Raw genomic sequence first — 21535 nt, forward strand, 5'->3', positions numbered from 1 at the left:
GCCAGCGAGCTGCGATTAGACGACCCATCAGCTATCTGGCACTGATACATAAAAAAGTGCTGTTCCGGACACGCCCTCTTTCGGACGTTCAACAACCTATTCCCCAATGGCAGCCACGGGCCGATAAGGACTGTCCGGTCCGGAGCCGGGTAGCGGGGATAGCTGACACGCAATCGGAATAGGCTGCCGACCACTTCCAGATGTTCGCAGACTAGCGTATCAAGCGCCGCTACTACCACAACCCACCAATGGCGCTTCTCGGCTCAACCAAAATGACAGAAGTCTAGGCACGAGCCTATTCCCTACTGGCCCCAGCTACTTCGGCGCAACGACGACAGCAAACAACTGATCGAGGTTCAACTGTAACTCCTGAACGGCACGGTTTCCGGCGTATTTCGGCAGGCCGAACGGGAGGCTCATACTGTCATACATTGCCGAAGTCTCTGCGTCGGTCAGTAAGCCGCGCTTCCGCAAAATGTTGGCAAGGCAGACGATCCCATTAGTCGCGGAAACGTCAGACGCCTCATGAGCTTCAATCAGGGTCTTCGCAGTAAGGGTCAGGTTTTCAGTCATTGCGGAACGCCGATCCATTGGCCTTCGGCAAGTCTCTTCTGCGCGGCAAGCTCGCGGGTGCGAGCGACTTCGAGCATCTGGTTGGCCATCCTCCGCCATGCTGTTTCCGAGCGCAATGCGCGTTCCCGCACCTTTTCCAGCACGGAACATGCTGCTTCCTGCGCCGCCTGTTCCGCGCGCTCAATGAGGAATTCGTAGGAAAGTGCCATAAGCATTCACTCCTGGTACGGGGCATGGAATCAGGTGTTCCGGCAAACCCCGAATGGAATGCCGGAACAAGCGTTGATCAGTTGGCGTTGCTAAGATTAATCGCCGATTCCTTGCCGTTGCGGCCTGTCTCGACGTCATAGGACACGCGCTGGTCCCTGCTCAGAATACCCAGGCCAGCCGCCTGCACGGCGGAGATATGAACGAAGCTGTCCTTCCCGCCGTTATCAGGCTGAATGAAACCATAGCCCTTGCCTTCGTCGAAGAATTTTACGGTTCCGATAGTCATGTACGTTTCCTTTCAAGAAACGGGGGTGGCCGTCAGCGATTGCGGACGGTGTCTTGCGTCAAGTTGTTACTTGAAAGGAAGTCGTCGTCTTGCAGGAATGGAAACGGATTTTCCAGTTCTGAAATCAAATCGTCGATACCGGTCGAACTTCAACAAGAGCAGGATTGAGCACCAGCATTAGGCTGGCGGAGTGCTATCAGGCGCGTACACACCCAGCGGTCTGGGTCATGCTCCAGGCGCCGGCCGCTGCCGCGCCCAGTTCACGCTGAAAGACGCTGATCCGGTTGGCTATAGACAAGGCCTGGGCGAGATGCGCCCGGCGATCGTCGTTGCACGCCGAATTATCGGCCCGCATCAGGGCATGCTGGTGAGCGGCGTATTCTTTGTTGATATCCAAGGGCAATCTCCTGCCAGATGCGGTCATGCCTCGGCTCGACCGCCAGTTTTATTGTTCAGTCGACCATCGCAGCGACAAGCCGTCGCAGTTCGAGGGTCGAAAGCATGGCGGAGAAAGACGGGCGCCGCCCCCTAGGTTCGTTGCCCGCCGAGCTTTTACTTGACGAGGTAGTGTGGCGCCAAGCAGCGCCAGCATTCATACAATTCATTATATTCCTGCGTGCAGCGGTTTTGCCGCCGCCTTTTTGTTGAAATCGGATCAGCGCCTGATCACACGGCGCCGGACGCCGGCCGGACCTTGCCCGAGGGTCTGTTCGCGATAGATGATCCGACCTTTGGTTAGATCGTAAGGCTTCATTTCCATGTGTACGTGGTCTCCAACGACCGAGCGAATCCGGTGACGGCGCAATTTCCCCGCCGTGTAAGCGATGATCCGATGCTCATTATCGAGTGTCACGCCGAAGCGTCCGTCAGGCGAGATCTCGTTGATCTTGCCTCCCACTGTCATGAGCTCTTCGTTCGCCAAACCAGTTCCTTGCGTACAAATAGTCGTCCGCGATCGGATGTGTCCCGTCACGGAGCCATGAAGATTGAAAAGGAAGAGGTAGGCCGAAAAAGCGGCTATCAAATTCCGTCGCAAACGACGTTTAGCTATTTCTATATATAGCCATGCATAATATTTGCAAGCCTTTAGCCTCAAATGGTTTGAGTCAGTCGTTATTGCTTCACAGCCAATCGGCTTTTTTGCTTGAACCGCGGTCCTTAAATGTCCCGGCCAAGGCGCAACCGCTGTCGAATAGCATGGGTCGGCGCAATGCGGTCTCATCGCAAACGGCCAGCGGCGGCTGTTGGAATCTTTCGCATCGGCAGCAATTGCTTCTCACAATCGGAACTCTTATGCGGAGAAGTGGTTTTGGGTCAAATAAAATTGGCGGGAGGCCCATGTAATGAAATTGGGATCAACTGATAATTCGGTGATAAATTGGGAAGGGTCCGAACCCATGACGTCTACGTTCGGTGGGAACAGCCCAATGCGCCGCTGATACCGAATGAATTCTATCGCCGTTCTCTTCGCAGCCGTGAAAAGTTTGTGTGGCAAACCTGATTAACTGGCGACCACCCATCTTGCCGCTGACGAACCCGACTGCCAATGGATACAGAACCGACAGGTTTCGGGGGCCGCCGATCACACTAGGAATGACCGATTAGGGCGCAAAGCCGCGCAGAAGGTAGCGGGACTATGCATACTGACACACGAGCAGGGTCAGGCGCGGCTACGGCATTCTCGCCAGTAGCGCCAGCGCACCTGCGCACGGGAGACAGGTGTCTACTTAGCCCAGCAGCGTATCGCGCGTAGAATCCATCCCGCTGGGACATTGGTGCCTGACGGGGCGATCCCGAAGGAGAAGGCACCTCTGGGGGCGTACCGGAGTGTAGTCCCCGGTCAGCCCGCGACCGAGGGCTTCGCGTCGAGCGCCGCAATGGGATCGGCGGCGATCTTGGGATAGTGCTTTTCCAGCAGTGCATGGAAGTCTTCGGGCAGATCTTCAAACCGGCTAACCTTGGCGCCGTTGGCGAAGAGGTTGAGCGTGCCAGGCCGGTCTCCCATCTTCAGCCAATCGGGCCAGCTGCGCACGTCGTTCGATTGAACACGCGCTTCCAGGTAATGAACCGAGGGATCGAGCGCGAGCGCTTTTGGCGCGGACAAAGTCGACACTTCGTTGAGGTGCGAAATAAACCCGTCGGGCGCGGTGACTTTTGCGTGAGAACGGTCGCGTACCGCGATATCGGTCTTGCCGATGTCGAACGGCTTGATCGGCAGATGTGTGTGCTCGTATATCGGCTGACCGGGCAGCTTGGCGATTTCGGCGTCGTTCGTGGCGGTGAAACGCACCGGGAACGGCACGGGGCCGCGCCCTCCCACTTTCACTATCTCGCCGGTGATCGGGTTGCGCAGTTTGGAGAGGCGCTCGCCGGTTTCCACGTCGACGCGGAAGCTCATCTCCAGGTCGATGAGGCTGAAGCTGCCGTCAGGGTTTTGCGTGACGCGTTGGATCGAGCCCAGATTGAGCGCATAGACCGGAATCAGATCGCCCTGATAGGCCGCATAGTACGGCCCCTTGAGCCAGGAGAAGACCAGCCCGTCGTCGGTCCGAAAACGCAGCTTGCGATAGATGAGCAAAGTATCGGCGGGGTTGGCGGGATCGAGCGTCCGTTTCTTCACCTGGCTGGCCGCTGCGGCACTCACGGGCATAGTGGCTGCCGCCAGCGCGATCGCGCCGAGCCGCAGTGCGCTGCGGCGATCCAGCCCTGCCGCTTGGCAATTCTCTATCATCTTATCCCCCTCGATACTGCTTTTCGTAACGCAGCTTGTTCTCAGGCGTGCTGTCTACATTACGGCACACAGAAATTGATCGCGCTTCGGATAGGGGGCTGCTGTCAGGCAACTGTGCTCACGTCAGATGGGCCCGTGCAATCTTAGTGAATGACCGCTTCTAAGTAAACGAACGGCGCTGTTCGACGGCGACAATCGGCGCAAAGCTGCTGTTTGACGATGCCAGCTCGAACATCGCCGTCCCACACACCTTGGCCATTCAAGAATCTGGGCAGACGGGTACCAAGCGTCAGATTTTGACCACTAACTGATGATAAACGCCGACATGGACAGACACGCTCGCGTTGCAGAGTCGCCTGAATGGGCGCCGACAATATCATCGTAAACAATGTTCTATCGATCGCAGACATTTGGGGAGCGGGCAACATCCCACCCCTAACGTTCCGCTCCGCCGCTACGGATCGCCAGAGGAAAACCTGACAGCCGCCGTGCTGTTTCTCGCCGGCAAGGATGCTCGGTTCGTCACTGGCTACCGTCTGACGCCTGATGGCGGGATGATTTTCGACAGCGCACGACAGGACGCTCCTCCGACAAAAATGTTATTTCCTGATCGCCGCCTCATGATTGCTGTTTCTGACTTCGCCCGGTCATTGGCGCTTTACGATCAAGGCCTTGCTCCCCACCTTATGCAGCTGATTTTCAGTGGTGAGATGGCAGAAGCTAGCGCGGCCGGATTTCGTGCCTGAGCACCTGACTTCTGGATTATCGGAGATGTCCAAACCAGGGTAAGCTTTCTCCTGAAGATCGCCGCGATCTCAACACGGCACACTTCCTAGAACGTGTCCGATTATCTTAGGTGGGTTTAGCTGCCACTCATCAACGGAAGATCCTGTTTACAGGTCCGAACCGATCGCGCCCACCTTCTCATGACCATAATGAAGTTGAAGGACATTTGAGCTGCCAGGACCACCTCAAGCGTCGCTATAGCTTCCTGAAGGCCTTGCGGGACCTACCGCCTCTATCCGCATAACGGATAGCTTCGACCCATCGTCCACCAGTTCCTCGATAACCGCGCAAACTTGCGAAACAGGGGGTAACTCCTGCTGTTTCAGACCTGCGGAGGCAAGGAGATATCATGTCCGAGTTGATGAACGAGCCCGGGGTTCGCGATGCGATGCCACTGCTCGCGTCGAACGAAGGCGTCTGGGAGGGCTGGTACCGCTACTATGACGCGAAGACCGGCGAACTGACGGACCAGCACCGCTCGCGCCTGATCTGCCGCCTGTTTGAAAAGGACGGCGTCGATCACTATCACCAGACCAACTACTATTTCTGGGACGATGGCCGCGTCGAAGTGCGGGACTTTCCTGCCGTCTACAAGAACGGCCGGATCTGGTGGGATAACGACCTCATCAAAGGCTGGGCTGCAGCGATGCAACCCGACGATTTCAATCGTTCGACATGCCTGAACTGGACCCGCACCGACGAGCCCGGTATCTATCTATACGAGATGATCCAGAACAACGACGAGCGTACCCATCGCGCACGCACCTGGCAGTGGTTCCGTGAAGGAAAGTGCTACCAGCGGACGCTGATCGACGAGGTCTTCGTGACCCGCGACTGGCAGAACTGGACCAACGACGACGCGCCCGGCATCTGACGGACGCTCTCGCCCCTGCCGGCTCGCTGCCGGCAGGGGCGGCTTCCGTGTCACGCGCCGACAAGCGTGACCGAGATGTCCGCCAAACCCTCGCGCAGCTTCTTAGCCGAGGTGTATTCCGGCGAATTCCAGAATGCGAGCGCGCTTGCACGGTCCGGCCATTCGGAGACTACGATCGAACCACCGTCCGGACCCTCGCCTTCCAGAACCGTGCCGCCTGGTGCGCGCACGACATAATTTCCGCCATAATTGACCAGCGCCTCGGCGGCGGCCTGGGCATAGCCGCAGGACATGAATGCCTCGCGGTCCTTCAGATGGGCGGTAACGACAAGCCAGGCGGGCATGGAATTATCTCCTTGTGTTGATTGCGGAGTGATTGCCCGCCGACAGTCCCTCCATCGCATGCCATGTGGCACTGTGCGTTCCACGCTATCCGCTGTGCGGATGCACACGTGCCAGTGCTGTAATTGCCCAGGCAGACGCGGTTCCCTGCCCCATCGCGGATTTCATGGAGGCATGACTTGCAGACAGACCGGATCGAACACGCCGCTTTCGCACCTCGATACGAGACAAGTGCCGAGACCGGTGTCGATGGCGAGTTCGCCCGTGGCTGGACGATCCTGCTGGCCTCATTGATCGGCATAGGCAGCGGCCTGGTTTCGCTGCCGTTCTACACCTTCGGCATCTTCGCCCCGCATCTGGCCCGCGAATTCGGGTGGTCTATGGGCGAGATCATGGGTGGTTTGACGATCACGACACTCGCCCTCCTCGTGGCTGCCCCCGTAGCCGGGCTGCTGTGCGAGCGCTTCGGCGCAAGGCCCGTTGCAGCGACTTCGCTCGCCCTGTTCGGGCTGTCCTACCTGTCCCTCGCCACGCTGAACGGCTCGCTAACACAGTATTACGTCACGTGGGGCCTAGCCGCTGCCGTTGGCGCGGGGAGCCTGCCGATCACCTTCACCCGCACAGTGAACCGATGGTTCGACCGGAATCGCGGGCTGGCTCTTGGCATCGCCATGATGGGCACCGGCCTGTTCGGCATAGCCTGCAAGCCGATCCTTGCCTGGGTGATCGGCGACTATGGCTGGCGTACCGGCTATGCAGCGCTTGGTTGCCTGCCCTTGCTTTTCGCGACGCCAGTGACGGTGCTGCTGTTCCGCGATCCATCCGGTACCGACCACCGCCGGAGCGGCAGTGGCGCGCCGATCGCCCCCGTTTCCGGCTTTACACGCGGGGAAGCGCTGCGCCAGTGGCGCTTCTGGCTGATCGCGATGCTCCTGATCCCATTGTCATTCGCGCTGGCGGGCACGCCGCCCAACCTCGAATCGATTCTGAGCGACAAGGGCCTCGACCCTGCCACTATCGTCCGGCTTACGCCGCTCATCGGTCTGGCATCAATTAGCGGTCGGCTTGTCGGCGGCTTCCTGCTCGACCGGTTCTGGGCACCCGCCGTTGCTTTCGTTATCCTCAGCGTTCCTGTGGCATCCTGCTTGATCCTGTCGGCCGGACATCTCGAACCGACCACCGCCGGCTTCGCGATTTTCCTCATCGGCTTTGCTCTCGGCGTCGAATTCGACGTCGTCGCCTATCTAACCGCGCGATACTTCGGGATGCGAGCCTACGCCGCGATCTACGGGCTGTTCTACGTCTGCTTCACCGTGGGAGCAGGCTTCGCGCCGCTTGTCTTCGGGATGATTCGCGACGCTGCTCACAATTTCAATCCTGCGCTTGTGACGTGCGCCGCGATCCTGCCCATCAGTGCCGCCGGCTTCCTTCTACTCGGGCGATATCCGCGATTTTCCTGAATTGGACACGGCCGCGCCTACCAATTGACATATTGTTATATGAATATACCAATATGCGTCGGCGAATGGTCGCCATTCCATGAGGGAATCGCCATGACCGATTACCGACTGCTCCTCTCCACGATACTCATCCCGCTCAGCCTGATCTCCGCTCAGGCTGCGGCCCAGGAAGCACCCGCGCAAACCGGCGCAAAGACCGGCGGGCTCGAAGACATCGTCGTCACCACGCAGCGCCGCCAGGAAAAGCTGCAGGACGTTCCGGTCACGGTCACCGCGTTCAATGAGGCCATGCTGGAGCGCCTTAACGTCAACGACGCGATCTCCACGTCCAAGTTCGTTCCCGGCATGGTCTCGCAGCACAACGCCGGCCTTGCATCCGCGAATGCCTATTACTTGCGGGGACTGGGCAACAGCCAGTCGACCCCCACGTTCGATGCCCCAGTGACGACTTACGTCGACGACGTCTACGTGGCCCGCCAGAACGCCAATAACTATGCCTTCTTCGATACCGAGCGCGTGGAAGTCATGCGTGGTCCGCAAGGAACCCTGTTCGGTCGCAATACCACGGGCGGTGCAATCAACGTCATCATGCGCAAGCCATCCGACACGGCAGGCATGAAGATGGAGGTGACCGGCGGCTCTTACGAGCGCTACACCGTCAAGGCGACCGCCGACTTGCCACTCACTGACCAGGTCCTCACCAAGTTTTCGGGCTACGTCGTGCAGGACCGGGGCTATCTGAAAAACATCACCACCGGCGACTGGTTCAATGGTGAAAGCAGCTACGGACTGCGCGGCGACGTGCGACTGCTGCCGACCGACCGCCTGACTATCGACCTCGCCGCCGAATATACCCGCAATTCGGGAACCTACACTGGCCTTCGCAATGTCCCAGGCACGAACCCCTATATTGCCGGTGCCACCACGCGCCCGGTCTTTTACGAATCCGCCTCGGGCTTGCCGACGACGAGCTGCACCGACAACAATGTCGCCACACTGCTCTCGGTGGGCGCCGGCAATTGCAACCTTTCCGAGAACGTGGCGATTAGCGCCAATGCGAATTACGAACTCGACAACGGCTCACTGACCTACATCTTCGGCTACCGCCATCTCGATCAGGGCTATATCACCGAGTACAATGCCAGCGCAGCCAACAAGTACGCCGGCTATATCATCACCGACAACGGCACGCATGAGCAGTGGTCCAGCGAACTTAAATACAACGCCGACCTCTTCGGCGACCGCGTTCATCTCGTCACCGGCCTGTTCTACCTCAATGAAAAGTCGGACGACCGCCAGACCAGCTTCTCTGGTGGGAGCACCGCGTTCCGGCTGGTCCAGGATCAGCATCTCTTGCCAAAGACCGAAACCGGCGCTGTCTACGCACAGGCGGACTTCGACTTGACCGATCAGCTCACCCTGACGGCCGGCGGACGCTATACGATCGAGACCAAGAAGGTGGGATATCTCGCTTCCGAGGAATTTCCGGGCTTCGGCTATGACAGCGCCGCCGTCTCCGCCTATGGCATTCCGCTCAAACGCACTTACCGCAAGTTTACGCCGCGCTTGGCAGTCAACTACAAGATCAATCCCGACGTCATGATCTTCGCCTCTGCCACCAATGGCTTCAAGTCGGGCGGCTGGAACGGCGGCGCGGCGGCGCCTTTCAACGCCGTGCTGTTCGATCCCGAGAAGACCTGGTCGTTCGAAGGCGGGATAAAGTCCGAACTGTTCGATCGCAAGCTGCGCTTCAACGCGACGGGTTACTACGCGAAGACTAAGGATCTGCAGGTCACCGCTGCCGTCACCAGCCCGATCACCGGCACGATCTCCCAGCTGCCTTTCAATGCCGGCACTTTCGAAGCCTATGGCATCGAAATCGAGAGCACGGCGAAGTTTGGCTATCTCAGCCTGTTCGCCAATCCGTCACTGATGCACGGCGAATACACCTACATTGTTCCGACATCGACCACTCTCACCACCGCCTTCAGGCCGGTGCGCGTGCCGAAGTTCCAGTTCAGCGGCGGCGCGGCCTATGACGTGCCGGTCGAGGCTCTGGCCGGAACCTTGGGCGCTTCTGCCACATGGCGGCACAATTCACCTTACTGGATCGCCGTGCTCAACACTGCAACGACACAGACCGAAGATTATATCGACGCTGCCGTAAGCTACACCACGATGGACGAGAAGATGAAGATCGCCTTCGAGGTTTCCAACCTCACCGACCAGAAGACGGTCACCGCGAACTTCATCTCGCTCTTCCCGGGCGATCCGCGCCGCTACACGGTGCGACTCAAGTTCCAGATCTGACGCTCAGCATCACCGCGCGGTGTCCGCAGGTCGGACAGGCTGGTCCTCCCAGCGGACACCGCGCGGCTGGCACGCTCCTATCGCGGGGGCATCCTTCCCCAAGAACGAGGTATTTTCCCATGAGCATCGTCGGCACCCGGATGGTCAGCGACGGCAAGACCGCGCGGCAGATCTTCGAGGAAGTCATGGCGAACCCCGCCCGCACGAAGTTCGGCTTCGGCGAGAAACTGGCGATCGTGAACGTCGATTTCCAGAACGCCTATACCCGGATCGACGAGTTCAAGACCGCCTACGAGACCGATCCCCGCCAGATCGAGCATACCAACACGATCTCGGCACTTGCACGCTCCAAGGGCATGCCGGTGATCTGGACCCACGTCGCCTATACCCAGGATGCCAGCGATGCCGGTGTCTGGGGCACACGCACGAACACGCCGGATTCGCTCCAGAACATTAGGTACGACAGCCGTCGCCACGCTTTCGACGAGCGCTGCGAGATCGATGCCGCCGACATGATCTACACCAAGCGCATGCCTTCGGCCTTCTTCGAAACGCCGCTGCAAAGTCTGCTCGTCTGGCACAAGGTAGATACCCTGGTGATTACCGGCGGCTCCACTTCGGGCTGCATCCGCGCTACTGCGGTCGACAGCCTGAGCCGCGGCTACCGCACCATCGTCCCGATTGAGACTTGCGCTGACAAGCACGAGAGCTACCACTTTGCCAATCTCACCGACCTCCAACTCAAATATGCGGACGTGGAGCCCGTGCAGGCCGTGATCGACTGGCTGGAGGCCCGCTGATGCAGGAGGGACAAGCCGACCCCGGGCTCTACGACTTCGCGCCCTATCGCGACCGGACGCCATACTCATGGCCAGGGGAGAAGAAAGTCGCCGTCTGGATCTCGCCCAATCTCGAATATTACGAGATCGATCCGCCCGTGAACCCCCACCGCAAGACCTGGGCAAAGCCGCATCCGGACGTTGTCGGCTATTCCCACCGCGACCATGCCAACCGCGTTGGTCACTGGCGTATGGCCGAAGTCATGACCAAGCACGGCTTTCCCGGCTCAGTCAGTCTCTCGGTGGCGCTGTGTCAGCACCACCCCGAGGTGGTGGCGGACGCCCATGCGCGCGGCTGGGAATTCTTCAGTCACGGCATCTACAACACGCGCTATTCCTACAGCATGGACGAGGCGCAGGAGCGTGCGATCATCGAGGATTCGATCCGCACCGTGCGCGAGGCCACCGGTCAGACGATCCGCGGATGGCTCGCCCCGGCGCTTACACATACCCCGCGCACGCTGGACCTTATCGCCGAATACGGGCTCGACTATACCTGCGACCTCTATCATGACGACCAGCCCCAGCGCGTGAACACGGCCAGCGGCGACCTGATCTCTATGCCCTACAGCTTGGAGGTCAACGACCACTACGGCTTCTTCATCTACAACATGAGCCCGCGCGAGTACGCGCACACGTTGATCCGCCAGTACGAACGGCTCGCCGCCGAACCTTCGGGCACGGTGATGTGCATCCCCCTGCACTCCTATCTCATCGGCCAGCCACACCGCATCGGTCCTTTCGAGGAAGTCCTGCGCCACATCGCCGCGGACGGCCGCGCCTGGATCACGCGCTCAGGCGACATTGCCGATGCGTGGAGAGCCGTTCAGACCAGGGAGGCGGCCGTATGACCCTCGACCCCAACTATCTCGAATATCCCGCGCGCCGCCTTGGCTACGACCACGATCTCTATCCCTACAGCATGCTGCCCAGCCGCAAGCCGCTGGCATGGCCCGGCGGCAAGAGCGTCGCGACATGGATCGTCGTCAGCCTCGAATGGTTTCCGATCACGCCGAACGACACCCCGTTCCGCGCACCGGGACACATGCAGACGGCCTATCCGGACTACCGCCACTACACCTCACGCGAATACGGAACGCGGGTTGGTTTCTACCGCCTACTCGACGCTTTTGCGAAGACCGGCGTGAAAGTTTCGGTCGCGGCAAACGGCGCGATCGCCGAACGCTATCCCTCGATCATTCGAGACGTAGTGGACGCCGGACACGAGGTCATCGCTCATTCGACCGACATGAACGGGACGATCGCCTCCACGCTGCCAATTGAGGACGAACGCGCCCTCATCCGCGACAGCATCGCCGCGCTTTCCGAAGTCACCGGCACAGCCCCGCGCGGCTGGCTCTCGGTCGCCCGTTCGCAGAGCTTCGCCACGCCCGACCTGCTGGTCGAGGCGGGAATCGAATATTGCTGCGACTGGGCGAACGACGAGGTGCCTTGGGCTTTCGCCAATGGCCTTGTCAATCTACCGCTCAACCACGAACTGTCGGACCGACAGATTCTCAACGTCCAGCAACAGTCGGTCGACAGCTATGCCGAGCAGGTGCTCGACGCCCACGACTGGCTGAGCGCCGAGGCGAGGACCCAGGGCGCTCGCCTGCTCCCGCTGCATCTCACGCCCTATATCATTGGCCTGCCTTACCGCATGGACGCTTTGGAGCGCCTGCTGGCAGACCTCGCCGTACGCCCGGAAACGTGGTTCGCGCGCGGATCGGACATTTTCGACAGCTTCAGGAGCCAGATGTGAAAGCCTATCAACTCGGCGCGCAGGACGGCCTGTCCTCGCTTACCCCGGTAACCCGCCCCGATCCCGTGGCAGGGCCCGGTGAGGCGGTGCTCAAGGTCCGCTACGTCTCGCTCAACAACCGCGACCTGCAAATACTCGAAGGCCGCTACGGCGCAAAGAAGCCGGAAGAGCGTGTGCCGTTCTCCGAAGGGATCGGCGAAGTCGTCGCGCTGGGCGAAGGTGCCGCCGGGATCGCCGTGGGCGACCGCGCGGTCCTTTCGCACTTCATCGCCTGGCACGACGGCCCGTTCGACATGCGCTATTTCGGCTCCGATGTCGGCATTACGCAGGACGGCTGGATGGCCGAATACCTGAAAGTTCCGGCCTCGGCACTGATCCGCGTGCCGGACAGCCTGACCGACGAGCAGGCCGCCCCGCTGGCCGCCGCCACGCTCACGGCGTGGCACGCAGTCGTCGAGATCGGCCAAGCCAAGGCCGGCGACCTCATTGTCGCGCTCGGCACCGGCGGGGTCGCCATGGCAGCGCTCCAGATCGCCAAGGCCAACGGAGCCTTCGTCGCGATCACCTCTTCCAGCGACGAAAAGCTCGAACTGGCGCGCAAGGCGGGCGCGGACTATACCGTGAACTACGCCAAGCATCCCGATTGGGCTGCGGAGCTGGCCAAGCAGACCGGCGGCCGCGGGGCGGACGTGGTCGTCGAGACCGGCGGCCAGCACACCCTGCCTCAGTCGATCAACGCCTGCGCGGTCAATGCCCGGATCGTCGTCATCGGTGCCGGCGCGGGAGACGGCCCCCTGCCCAACTACGGCGCGATCATCGGCAAGAACCTCACCATCAAGGGCATAGCGGCAGGCAGCCGGGGCATGCTCGTGCGGCTGCTGCGAGCGATGGAGGCCAATCCCTTCGCTCCGGTGGTGGACCGGGTATTTGAGTTCGACGAGGCGCTGGGGGCCTGCGAATACCTCAAGTCCGGCAGCCATCTCGGCAAAGTCCTGATCCGGGTTTCCTGAGTCTGCAAGTGATCCCGGAAAGGCGCCGGTCCGCCTAAGCGGCCCGGCGCCTTTCTCAATCGGCGCCGGGGTTCTGCAGGTCCATTCGGATGTTGAAGCGGTCCGAGCGGTAATGCGCGTAAGTACGCAGAAACGGCTTGTCCTCGGCATCATAGACCGTGCGGGTGATGCGTAGAATGGCGGAGAGCGGTTCGACGTGAAGCCGTTCGACACACAGCACGTCGGCCTGCATGGCACCGATGGTCTGCTCGGCATGCTTGGCACGGTGGCCGGCCTCTTCGAGCAGTTTCAAGATCGGCGCACGCACCAGCGAGCTTTCGTTGATGATCGAACCCAGCGCCCCGGGCACATAGCTGACGACATAGCCGATCGGCACACCGTCCAGACAGCGCACGCGGACCGCCCGGACCACTGGGGAGCCCATGTCCAAGTGTAGAGCGCTGGCGACGGTGGCGGTCGCTTCCCGGGTCTCGACCGAAATGACATTGACGGTCGTTCCCTCGCCCAGCGCCAAAAGCGAATCCACCGCCTGATTGATGTTCGCCTCCAGCGGCTTGGCCGGGGACTTGAAGATCACCCGCGTGCCGAGACGGCGCTTGCGCTCGACATAGTGCTGCTCGGCAAGATCGCCCAGCACGCGGCGGGCGGTGATGCGCGACACGCCGTAAAGATCGGAAACCTCCGCCTCGGTGGGCATGGCGCTGCCATAGGGACGCTGGCCGCTGAGAATCTCGTCGCGCAGCATCAGGTAGATTTGGTGATAGAGCGGCACAGCCGCATCGCGATCGAGCACGTCATTCCCCCACGAGGCGATTTCGGGCCGGGCGGCGCCGTTCTTGCTCTTCGGAGCCAACTTCCGCTTAGTCAAGGCGCAGCGGCTTCCCTCCAGAGCGGATAGCGGCCCATTCCCAGCAGCGCTATTCCGCCCACGACGAGGCAACCGACCCCGGCCATCAGCGCGGCATCGTAGCGGCCCATCGTGTCGAACGCCCAGCCATAGACCACCGGTCCAAGCCCGCCCCCGAACGCGATTACGGTATAGAAGCAGCCATAGATCGTCCCGTAGTTGCGGCGGCCGAAATAGCGGGCAATCAGATAGGCCAGCAGGTCGAATTCGAACCCCGCGCCAAGGCCAAGCGCGATGACGGACAGCACGGCATTGGTCGTATCGATTTGCGGATGCGCGAGCATGAAACTGCCGGTTGCCGGTAGCGCCAGGATCGCGAGCGCGCAGCCCGGCGCCCAGAAACGGTCGAGCAGCCAGCCGCCGATCACGCGTCCGGCTATTACTGAAAGGCCAAACCCAGCTGTGATCGCGCCAATCTGCGCCAGCGCGAAATGGCGTGTCTTGAGGATGTTTTCCAGATTAGGCGTCGGCGCAGTCAGCGCGAAGGCGATCAGCAGGAACGCGAAGGCCATAATCCAGAAACGACGTTCGCGCAGAGCTTCTCGCAGCGTCATTCCGACCTCTGTCATGTCGGAGGTGGCGGTCCTGGCGGCGGGGCGGACACCGCGCTCGCGAAACAGCATCGCCACCACCGGCACGCCGATCACGATAGGCAGCGCACCGATCGCCACGAAAGCACCGCGCCAGCCGAAACTGCCGATGAGCCAAGCCGCAAAAGGCTTGACCAGAAAGCCGGTGATGCCGGTTCCGGTGCTCGCGACGCCGATCGCGAGACCGCGATGCTTCTCGAACCAGCCGTTGACCGTATACATCCAGGTCGCCGTCAGCGTGCCCGCTCCGACAACAGACATCAGCACCCACTGGGCGTAATAGACCCAGAGATTGCCGTTACTGAGCGAAAGGCTCATGAACGTCAGCCCGAACAGTACCAGAGAGACCAGTGCCACCGGTCGCGGTCCGTGGCGATCGACCGCAAGACCGGCCAGCGGTCCAGTCGCCATGACCACCAGCGACTGCACGGTGATCGCGCCCATCAACGAGGCGAAACTCCAGCCAAAAGCACCCTGCAGTTCCGGCGCGAACATGCCCGCGGTATAGAAAGGCAGCGGGCTCAGCCCCATTGCCAATCCGATCATTGCTGCAAAGACCACGACCCAACCGGCCGCACTGTCGCGCGCGGGAAGGCTCGCTGAAGCGTTCCCCGCCTGGTCCAAAGGTGCTGCCGCGAAAACCGGGGAAGGGGTTGGCATCGTGTTCGACCTCACTCTTGCTCGCCTGTCGGACGGGGTGTGCCTGGCACTGGACTTCGCGGTGATCCTGACAGAGTATTGGTTATATTCATATAACATATTGACATGCTGCTACCCTGAGCAGCAGCCGAAGGAAGGACGGGCTGCATGACCACCACGACCGCCACGGCTATCGCATGCCGCTACGTCACCGCAGGCGGCCGGCAAATGCATTACCGGGTTTGCGGTGAGGGCCCAGCGGTGGTCCTGCTGCACGATTCTCCCAGATCTTCGCGCCTGCACAGTCCTGCGATGAAAATGCTCGCCAGCCGGTTTCGAGTCTTCGCGCTCGACACGCCAGGCTACGGCAATTCGGACTCGCTGCCGGGCTGCGACCCCACGATCCCCGACTTTGCCGAGGCCCTGGGACATACGCTGGCGGCACTCGGACTGGAACGCGCGCCGCTCTACGCCCCCCACACCGGCGCCAAGATCGCGCTGGCGCTGGCTGCGCGCGGCGGAAAGATGCCACTCCTTGTACTGGACGGCCTCGCAATTCCGCCAGCGCCGGCCCCCGAAAGTTTCATTCAGGCCTATATGCGTCCCTTCCGGCCCGATGCAGATGGAGCCTATCTCGCCTCCGAATGGGTCCACCTCCGCGACATGCTGCGCTGGTTCCCGTGGTTCTCACGCAAGGCAGAAGCCCGCATTGCCATGGACCCGCCGAGCGCCGAATGGCTGGAAAACTACTGTATCGATCTGTTCAGCGCCGGACCGCATTATTCGGACGCCTATGCCGCCGCAATGCGCTGGAGCCCGATGGAAGACCTGTTGGCCGTCAAGGTGCCTACGCTGGTCGCAGCCAAGAGCGACGACGTGCTTTACGGTTCCCTCGAGCAAGTGCCCTTGGCGCACAATCCGATGCTTTCAGTCAAGCGCCTCGGCAGCGACCGGGGCGAATGGCTCGACTGGCTGGTGACCACGCTGGCGAAAGCCGCATGCCTTGAAGCGGGGGATCGACCGTGCCCGGACATTTCAACCGCGCGCGGATATGTCGAGCTGCCGCATGGCCAGCTCCACTGGCGCAAGGGCGGCGCCGCGACTGGCCGACCGCTGCTGGTGCTATCGGCGCCCTCGACGCTCGAAGCGATGGAGTGGGCGCGGGCGCTGGGCGTCGATCGGCCGATACTGGTGCCGGACCTGCCGGGCTTCGGCGACTCCGCCCCCCTTCCGGACCCCGGCGCCGATGCCATGGCAGACAGCCTCGCCGCGCTGATCGAGGGGTCGGATATGGGCCCAATGGACGTGCTCGCCGTGGATCTCGCCGCTCCCATCGGTGCCAGACTGGCCGCACGCCATCCCGCGCGGGTGCGCACGCTGGCGATCCACGGCGCGCCGCCACTGGATCGCGACGACGCCCTTGCCATCGCGATCTGCCCGGACATCGCCTTCGACCCTCAGGCCGGCACGCACCTCCACTGCATCTGGCACATGCTTCGCGACAGCCAGATCCAGTGGCCGTGGTTCGACCGTTCGCAGGCCGCCGCGCGAAAGAACGCCGTTCTCCCCGAACCCGAAGCGATGCAAGCCGCGCTCACCGGCATCCTCAAGCAGCGGCGGTCCTATGGCGACAGCGTTATCGCTGCCCTCGGTGCTACAAGCGCGTCCGATTGGGCCCAAGTCGGCGTGCCCACGCTGTTCTTTCTTGGTGACGACCCGGCACAGCGCGAGGCGCAGAAGATCGCCGAACAGGTGCCGAGCAGCCGCACCATTGCCCTTCCCCCCAATCGCGCGGAGGCCGCCCCTGTGCTGGCAGCCGCGCTCGCCAGGCCCGTCGCTGCGCCGGTCGGGGTGACCCGGTGAGCGCCGAGGTCGTCTGGCCGCGTCGGTCCTACGCTTGGTCCATCCTCGCCCTCCTCACTCTGGCCTATGCGCTGGCAATCCTCGACCGGGTGTCGATCGCCTTGCTTATCGAACCACTGCAAGAGTCACTCGCCATCGACGACACCCAGTTCGGGCTACTCCAGGGCATGGCCTTCAGCGTGGTTTACAGCGTTCTGGGCCTGCCGCTCGGCATGCTCAGCGACCGTTCCCGCCGCGTGCCGATCCTGGTCGGCGGACTTGCCTTGTGGAGCCTGGCGACGATCGGCTGTTCGCTCGCCACCACCTTCCACGAACTCTTCGCGGCCCGCATGATGGTAGGCGTTGGCGAGGCCGCGCTGGTACCGGTAGCGACATCGCTGATCGCTGACTACTTTGCCCCCGGCGTGCGTCCCAAGGCTTACGGCCTGTTCGTGACCGGCAGTTCGCTCGGCACGGCGGCAGCGATGGCGCTGGGCGGCATGTTCCTCGACTGGGCAGACGAACTGATCGCCGGGATGCCGGCATTTTTTGGTAACATGCAGCCATGGCAGGTCGTGTTCGTACTTTGCGGCACACCAGGCTTGATACTGGCAATGGTCCTCCTGGTGAGCACCCGCGAACCACTTCGGCAGGGCGGGGCCCGCATCACCGAACCGCTCAGCCTGCGCCCGATCCTGCGCCTGTTTGCCGAGCGCCCCGGCGCCTTTGCGCTGTTCATGCTCGGGTCTGTGCTCAACCTCGTTTGCGTCTACGCCATCGTCGGCTGGTTCCCAGCATTGTTCATCCGCGTCCACGGCTGGGGAGCGGCGGAAACGGGCAAGATCCTTGGCACTTACGGGTTGCCGGTGTCGATCTTCGCGGCGGTGAACAGTGGCTGGGTGATCGCCTGGCTGGCTCGGCGGGGCCACAGGGACGCCCCGATCCTCTGCGCCATGGGCTGCGCCGCCTCCATGGCCGTGTTTGGCACGCTCGCCTGCCTGGCGCCCAGCGGCAGCCTTGCGTTGACTGGATATCTTCTCAACGCGCTTTTCCTCAACTGGAACACCTCGGCAGTCTATTCCGGTTTTGCGCAGATCACCCCTAACACCCTGCGCGCGCAAGTCATGGCGCTACAGACGATCGCCTCCGGCCTCGTCGCGCTGACAGCGGGCAACTTCATTGTAGGCTTCCTGTCCGACACCATTTTCACCGAAAAAACCGGCATCGCCTGGTCGCTTGGCAGTGTGTTCTTCGTCTGTGGTCTCGGCGCGTTCCTGATCTTGATGGCGGCGCGGCGCAGCTTCCGTGAAGCCGCCGCTGATCTCGCCGTATCGGAGCCTGCCCTATGACCTCCAACCTCGCACCGCTGCTGGCATCACTCCGAAGCGTCCTGGGCAACGAGGGTCTGCTCACCGATAGGGAAAACTTGCGCCTCCATGGCTCGGACCTGCTTTGCGAAGGCGCAGACTGCGCGATCGTGGTGCGCCCGCACACGGTAGAGGCATTGGCGGAGGCGGTTGGCCTTATCGGGCAGGCCGGAATCGCGATGGCCCCGCGCGGCGGTGGTCTGACTTATGTGCGCGGCTATACGCCCGCTAGCCGCCGCTTCGCTGCGATCGACCTTTCCCGGCTTAACCGCGTTCTCTCGGTGAGCGAAGAGGACATGATCGTGACCGTCGAGGCCGGGACGACATGGAAGCAGATCCACGAAGCTCTGGCGCCGCTCGGCCTGCGCCTTCCGTTTTTCGGCACCTTCTCGGGAAGCCGCGCCACGGTGGGCGGTGGCTTGTCCAACGGCGCGCTGTTCCTAGGCACGGCACGCCATGTCTCGGCGGCCGAGGCAGTCGTCGGCATGGAAATCGTGCTGGCAGACGGATCTATTCTCCACACGGGCCAGCAGTCGGTGGCGCGGGCGCCGCTTCCTTTCCTGCGCACTTTCGGCCCAGACACGACGGGCCTTTTCGTACACGATGCCGGCGCGCTCGGGATCAAGGCCCGCGTGAGCTTGCGGCTAATCCGCGCACCGCGCCATAAGGACTACCTTTCTTTCGGTTTTAGGAGTCAGGCAGACGGCATCGCCGCACTTTGCGAGATCGCACGCGGTGACCTGGCCGAGGACGCCTACCTGATGGACCCGGACAAGACGCGCATTGCCCTCTCCGGGCCTGCCGACCTCGCCCGCGATGCCCGGGTCCTCGCCAAAGTCGTCCGGCAGGAGCGCGGCTTGGTCGAGGGCCTGAAAGCAGGCGCGAAACTGGCGATGGCCGGGCGGACATTCATCGATGCCGGATGCCATTCGCTGCACCTCGTCCTCGCCGGACGCAGCCACGCGGCGGTCAAGGCGGACACTGCCGCCGCGCGTGATATCGCCACGCGGTTCGGGGGCCGCGAACTGAACGATTCCATCCCCCGCGCTGGCAGGGCCGACCTGTTCGCGCCCGTCGCGGGAATGATACTCGGCCCCGAGGCTGATCGCTGGATCGCCCTCAATGCCAAAGTCCCGCACAGCGAGGCGATGCGCCTGACCCAAGCGGTCGAGACGCTGCTCGCGCGCCACAAGCTCGCTTTCGACGCCCATGGCATCACCGTCTCGCGCCTTTTGACAGTCATGGGAACTCATGCCTTCAGCTACGAACCAGTCCTCAACTGGCGCGATGCCTGGCTGCCGCTGCACCGCGACGTGCTCGGTTCCTCCCCTCGGCTGACCGAGCCTCCCGCCGCGCCGGACGCGCGTGCGGTGGTCATGGAAGTGCGCGCCGAACTGATCGCGCTGTTCGCCGATCTCGGCGCAGCGTCAAATCAGATCGGGCGGACCTATCCCTATGCCTCGGTTCTGCGTCCGGAGGCGCGTGGACTGCTAGAAGCGCTCAAGCGCGCGGTCGATCCGCAGGGCCTGATGAATCCGGGCGCCTTGGAGCTGGGCTGAGCCGGAGAAGCCTCCCCAGCCCGCCCCGGTCAACCGCCTCAGCGGCTTAGTTCGACCAGCTCGTACCAGGTCTGCATGTAGCCCCCGACGCCGCCCTGCACGAAGATCGCGTCCTCGTCTGCCGTCACCCACAGCTCGTAAGGCGGGTGTGCATGGCCATCGACGGAGATCATGCCGCCGGCATCGTCGGTAAACTGGTACTTGTAGCAATCGAACGTCCCCGCCGCGACGGTAACGGTTTCCTCGCCCACATAGCCAAGATCAATGTTCGATTCCGCGATCAGCGGCGGCGTAGCGCCGCGGTGGTCAGGCGAAGGTAGGAAGCAGCGGAAATTGCGCTTATGCAAGCCGAGCGAGCGGTCCATCTTCTTGGTGATATAGGCGTCGCCCGAGATCGGATGCGTGCCGAAGCCATCGAAGTCGCCGCCGAGGGGCATCGTCTGCGAGATACGCCCGATCGAAGGGCCGTAGCTTTCGCACTCCACGCTATCCTTGCCGATGATAAAGAGGCCGGCTCCCATGAACCTATCGCCGATCGTAAGACGCACGAAGCAGTCCATCGGCCGGTCGTTCTCGTCGAGACTGTAGACGACGTCGCGGTGGACGCTCGGAGCGGGCTCGTCGATTTCGCAGCGGGCGCGCAAGGAGCGCTTGCCGTCGGTATGATGCGTGAAGGTGAACCATTCGCGTCCGCGTTCCTGGCCTTCACGGCCGGGCTTGCGGGAGGTGTAGAGGATCTTTCCGCTGATCGTGCGATGCTGTTGCATGGTTTCTCCGTAAGCTCAAAGCGGGGTGGCAATGCCGAGGAAACAGGCGATCAGCACCAGTCCCCAGATGGTGAGGACGCTGATGCGCGCACGGCCGTTGACATGCGCGATCACGCGGTCAGTTTCCGGCGTCGGGCCGCTTTCGCGCATCTGGATGATTGCCGGAAACAGGGGGACTAGCTGGCGGCGCACGACAAGGCCGAGCGTAATGCAGGCGCCAAGCGCCAACATCTTGAGGATGATGAACAAGGGAAGCGCGATCTGGCCGGCGAGGCCCAGAATGACGGTGGCCGCCAGCCCCGCCAAGACGAAATAACGCACGAGAATATCGAAGCGCTTGAACGCCTGCCCTTGCGGTCCGTGCTTCAGATGCACGGCCCAGGCAAGCGCCACCCACGCCAAACCCAGCAACCCGGCCACGATCCCCCAGCTTACCGGCAGGTCCAGCCACCCTTTGGCGATCGCGAGGCCGAAGCCGGTCGGAAAGGCCAGGATCAGCGTCGTGCGCGGGGCCATGTCGATGTTGTTCAAAATGGTCAGCGCCATCATCCGCTCCGGAACCGAGCGTTTCGGATCGACCATGAAGCGCGACCCGTAAAAGGCACCGAGGTCCCCGCCCAACCAGTAAACCGGGATCAGGATATGAAGAAGCGTAAGGAGCGAAAGACCAATATCCATGGC

The 21535-nt window shown here is 62.0% G+C and carries 21 protein-coding genes and 1 pseudogene; 11 read left to right on the forward strand and 11 right to left on the reverse strand.

Going from position 1 to position 21535, the window contains the following annotated elements:
• Positions 1–315 precede the first annotated feature (315 nt).
• The 6 genes from ACZ1J6_RS25040 to ACZ1J6_RS25065 all read right to left on the reverse strand — a co-directional run bounded on the left by ACZ1J6_RS25040 (position 316) and on the right by ACZ1J6_RS25065 (position 3647).
• Positions 316–573, reverse strand: coding sequence for a hypothetical protein (locus ACZ1J6_RS25040; protein WP_465128414.1), 258 nt, complete (start codon positions 571–573; stop codon positions 316–318).
• Entirely contained in the window at positions 570–782 is a 213-nt protein-coding gene (locus ACZ1J6_RS25045; protein ID WP_465128415.1) for a hypothetical protein, read from the reverse strand. Before ACZ1J6_RS25045 ends, ACZ1J6_RS25040 begins: the two co-directional genes overlap by 4 nt.
• Before the next feature lie 77 nt (positions 783–859).
• Positions 860–1069 (reverse strand): cold-shock protein, encoded by a 210-nt coding sequence (locus ACZ1J6_RS25050; protein ID WP_465128416.1) that lies wholly within the window; start codon positions 1067–1069, stop codon positions 860–862.
• A gap of 196 nt (positions 1070–1265) precedes the next feature.
• Positions 1266–1466: a hypothetical protein gene (locus ACZ1J6_RS25055; protein ID WP_465128417.1), complete on the reverse strand. Its 201-nt coding sequence runs from the start codon at positions 1464–1466 to the stop codon at positions 1266–1268.
• 258 nt (positions 1467–1724) lie between these two features.
• Positions 1725–1991: a translation initiation factor IF-1 gene (gene infA, locus ACZ1J6_RS25060; RefSeq protein WP_465128418.1), complete on the reverse strand. Its 267-nt coding sequence runs from the start codon at positions 1989–1991 to the stop codon at positions 1725–1727.
• A gap of 918 nt (positions 1992–2909) precedes the next feature.
• Positions 2910–3647, reverse strand: a complete 738-nt coding sequence (locus tag ACZ1J6_RS25065; RefSeq protein WP_465128419.1) for a DUF1838 family protein — start codon at positions 3645–3647, stop codon at positions 2910–2912.
• 516 nt (positions 3648–4163) lie between these two features.
• Here ACZ1J6_RS25065 and ACZ1J6_RS25070 point away from each other — a divergent pair.
• Positions 4164–4375: pseudogene (locus ACZ1J6_RS25070) on the forward strand (hypothetical protein); the annotation flags it as partial.
• A 560-nt stretch (positions 4376–4935) separates the two neighbouring features.
• Positions 4936–5460: a DUF3598 domain-containing protein gene (locus tag ACZ1J6_RS25075; protein WP_465128420.1), complete on the forward strand. Its 525-nt coding sequence runs from the start codon at positions 4936–4938 to the stop codon at positions 5458–5460.
• 50 nt (positions 5461–5510) lie between these two features.
• Here the strand turns inward: ACZ1J6_RS25075 and ACZ1J6_RS25080 are convergent, their stop codons facing one another.
• Positions 5511–5804, reverse strand: a complete 294-nt coding sequence (locus ACZ1J6_RS25080) for a DUF1330 domain-containing protein (RefSeq protein WP_465128421.1) — start codon at positions 5802–5804, stop codon at positions 5511–5513.
• Between the two features lie 177 nt (positions 5805–5981).
• Here ACZ1J6_RS25080 and ACZ1J6_RS25085 point away from each other — a divergent pair, with 177 nt between their 5' ends.
• From ACZ1J6_RS25085 to ACZ1J6_RS25110, 6 genes are all read left to right on the forward strand, one after another.
• Complete coding sequence (locus ACZ1J6_RS25085) at positions 5982–7262, forward strand: MFS transporter (RefSeq protein ID WP_465128422.1); 1281 nt, start codon at positions 5982–5984, stop codon at positions 7260–7262.
• A 93-nt stretch (positions 7263–7355) separates the two neighbouring features.
• Positions 7356–9572 carry a TonB-dependent receptor gene (locus tag ACZ1J6_RS25090; protein ID WP_465128423.1) on the forward strand — a complete coding sequence of 739 codons (2217 nt, stop codon included), beginning with the start codon at positions 7356–7358 and terminating at the stop codon, positions 9570–9572.
• Between the two features lie 119 nt (positions 9573–9691).
• Positions 9692–10372 carry an isochorismatase family protein gene (locus tag ACZ1J6_RS25095; RefSeq protein WP_465128424.1) on the forward strand — a complete coding sequence of 227 codons (681 nt, stop codon included), beginning with the start codon at positions 9692–9694 and terminating at the stop codon, positions 10370–10372.
• Positions 10372–11262, forward strand: coding sequence for a polysaccharide deacetylase family protein (locus ACZ1J6_RS25100; RefSeq protein WP_465128425.1), 891 nt, complete (start codon positions 10372–10374; stop codon positions 11260–11262). Before ACZ1J6_RS25095 ends, ACZ1J6_RS25100 begins: the two co-directional genes overlap by 1 nt.
• Positions 11259–12173: a polysaccharide deacetylase family protein gene (locus ACZ1J6_RS25105; protein ID WP_465128426.1), complete on the forward strand. Its 915-nt coding sequence runs from the start codon at positions 11259–11261 to the stop codon at positions 12171–12173. The genes ACZ1J6_RS25100 and ACZ1J6_RS25105 overlap by 4 nt, the downstream gene beginning before the upstream one ends.
• Positions 12170–13183 (forward strand): zinc-dependent alcohol dehydrogenase family protein, encoded by a 1014-nt coding sequence (locus ACZ1J6_RS25110; RefSeq protein ID WP_465128427.1) that lies wholly within the window; start codon positions 12170–12172, stop codon positions 13181–13183. Before ACZ1J6_RS25105 ends, ACZ1J6_RS25110 begins: the two co-directional genes overlap by 4 nt.
• 55 nt (positions 13184–13238) lie before the next feature.
• Here the strand turns inward: ACZ1J6_RS25110 and ACZ1J6_RS25115 are convergent, their stop codons facing one another.
• Together ACZ1J6_RS25115 and ACZ1J6_RS25120 are read right to left on the reverse strand one after the other, a co-directional pair.
• Positions 13239–14051: a GntR family transcriptional regulator gene (locus tag ACZ1J6_RS25115; RefSeq protein WP_465128428.1), complete on the reverse strand. Its 813-nt coding sequence runs from the start codon at positions 14049–14051 to the stop codon at positions 13239–13241.
• Positions 14048–15226 (reverse strand): MFS transporter, encoded by a 1179-nt coding sequence (locus ACZ1J6_RS25120; RefSeq protein ID WP_465128429.1) that lies wholly within the window; start codon positions 15224–15226, stop codon positions 14048–14050. Before ACZ1J6_RS25120 ends, ACZ1J6_RS25115 begins: the two co-directional genes overlap by 4 nt.
• Positions 15227–15487: 261 nt before the next feature.
• Between ACZ1J6_RS25120 and ACZ1J6_RS25125 the strand changes: the two genes are divergently transcribed.
• From ACZ1J6_RS25125 to ACZ1J6_RS25135, 3 genes are read left to right on the forward strand one after another with little or no spacing between them, the layout of a single operon-like run.
• A complete protein-coding gene (locus ACZ1J6_RS25125; protein ID WP_465128430.1) occupies positions 15488–17182 on the forward strand; it encodes an alpha/beta fold hydrolase in 1695 nt (564 codons plus the stop codon).
• Positions 17179–18510, forward strand: coding sequence for an MFS transporter (locus tag ACZ1J6_RS25130; protein WP_465128431.1), 1332 nt, complete (start codon positions 17179–17181; stop codon positions 18508–18510). The genes ACZ1J6_RS25125 and ACZ1J6_RS25130 overlap by 4 nt, the downstream gene beginning before the upstream one ends.
• On the forward strand, positions 18507–20087 hold the full coding sequence (locus ACZ1J6_RS25135; RefSeq protein ID WP_465128432.1) for an FAD-binding oxidoreductase: 1581 nt from the start codon (positions 18507–18509) through the stop codon (positions 20085–20087). The genes ACZ1J6_RS25130 and ACZ1J6_RS25135 overlap by 4 nt, the downstream gene beginning before the upstream one ends.
• 38 nt (positions 20088–20125) lie before the next feature.
• On the opposite strand, the gene ACZ1J6_RS25140 is transcribed toward ACZ1J6_RS25135, so the two are convergent.
• Positions 20126–20854: a hypothetical protein gene (locus tag ACZ1J6_RS25140; protein WP_465128433.1), complete on the reverse strand. Its 729-nt coding sequence runs from the start codon at positions 20852–20854 to the stop codon at positions 20126–20128.
• Between the two features lie 15 nt (positions 20855–20869).
• Positions 20870–21532, reverse strand: coding sequence for a hypothetical protein (locus ACZ1J6_RS25145; protein ID WP_465128434.1), 663 nt, complete (start codon positions 21530–21532; stop codon positions 20870–20872).
• Positions 21533–21535 lie beyond the last annotated feature (3 nt).

The sequence above is a fragment of the Novosphingobium sp. BL-S-21 genome, assembly GCF_055521655.1.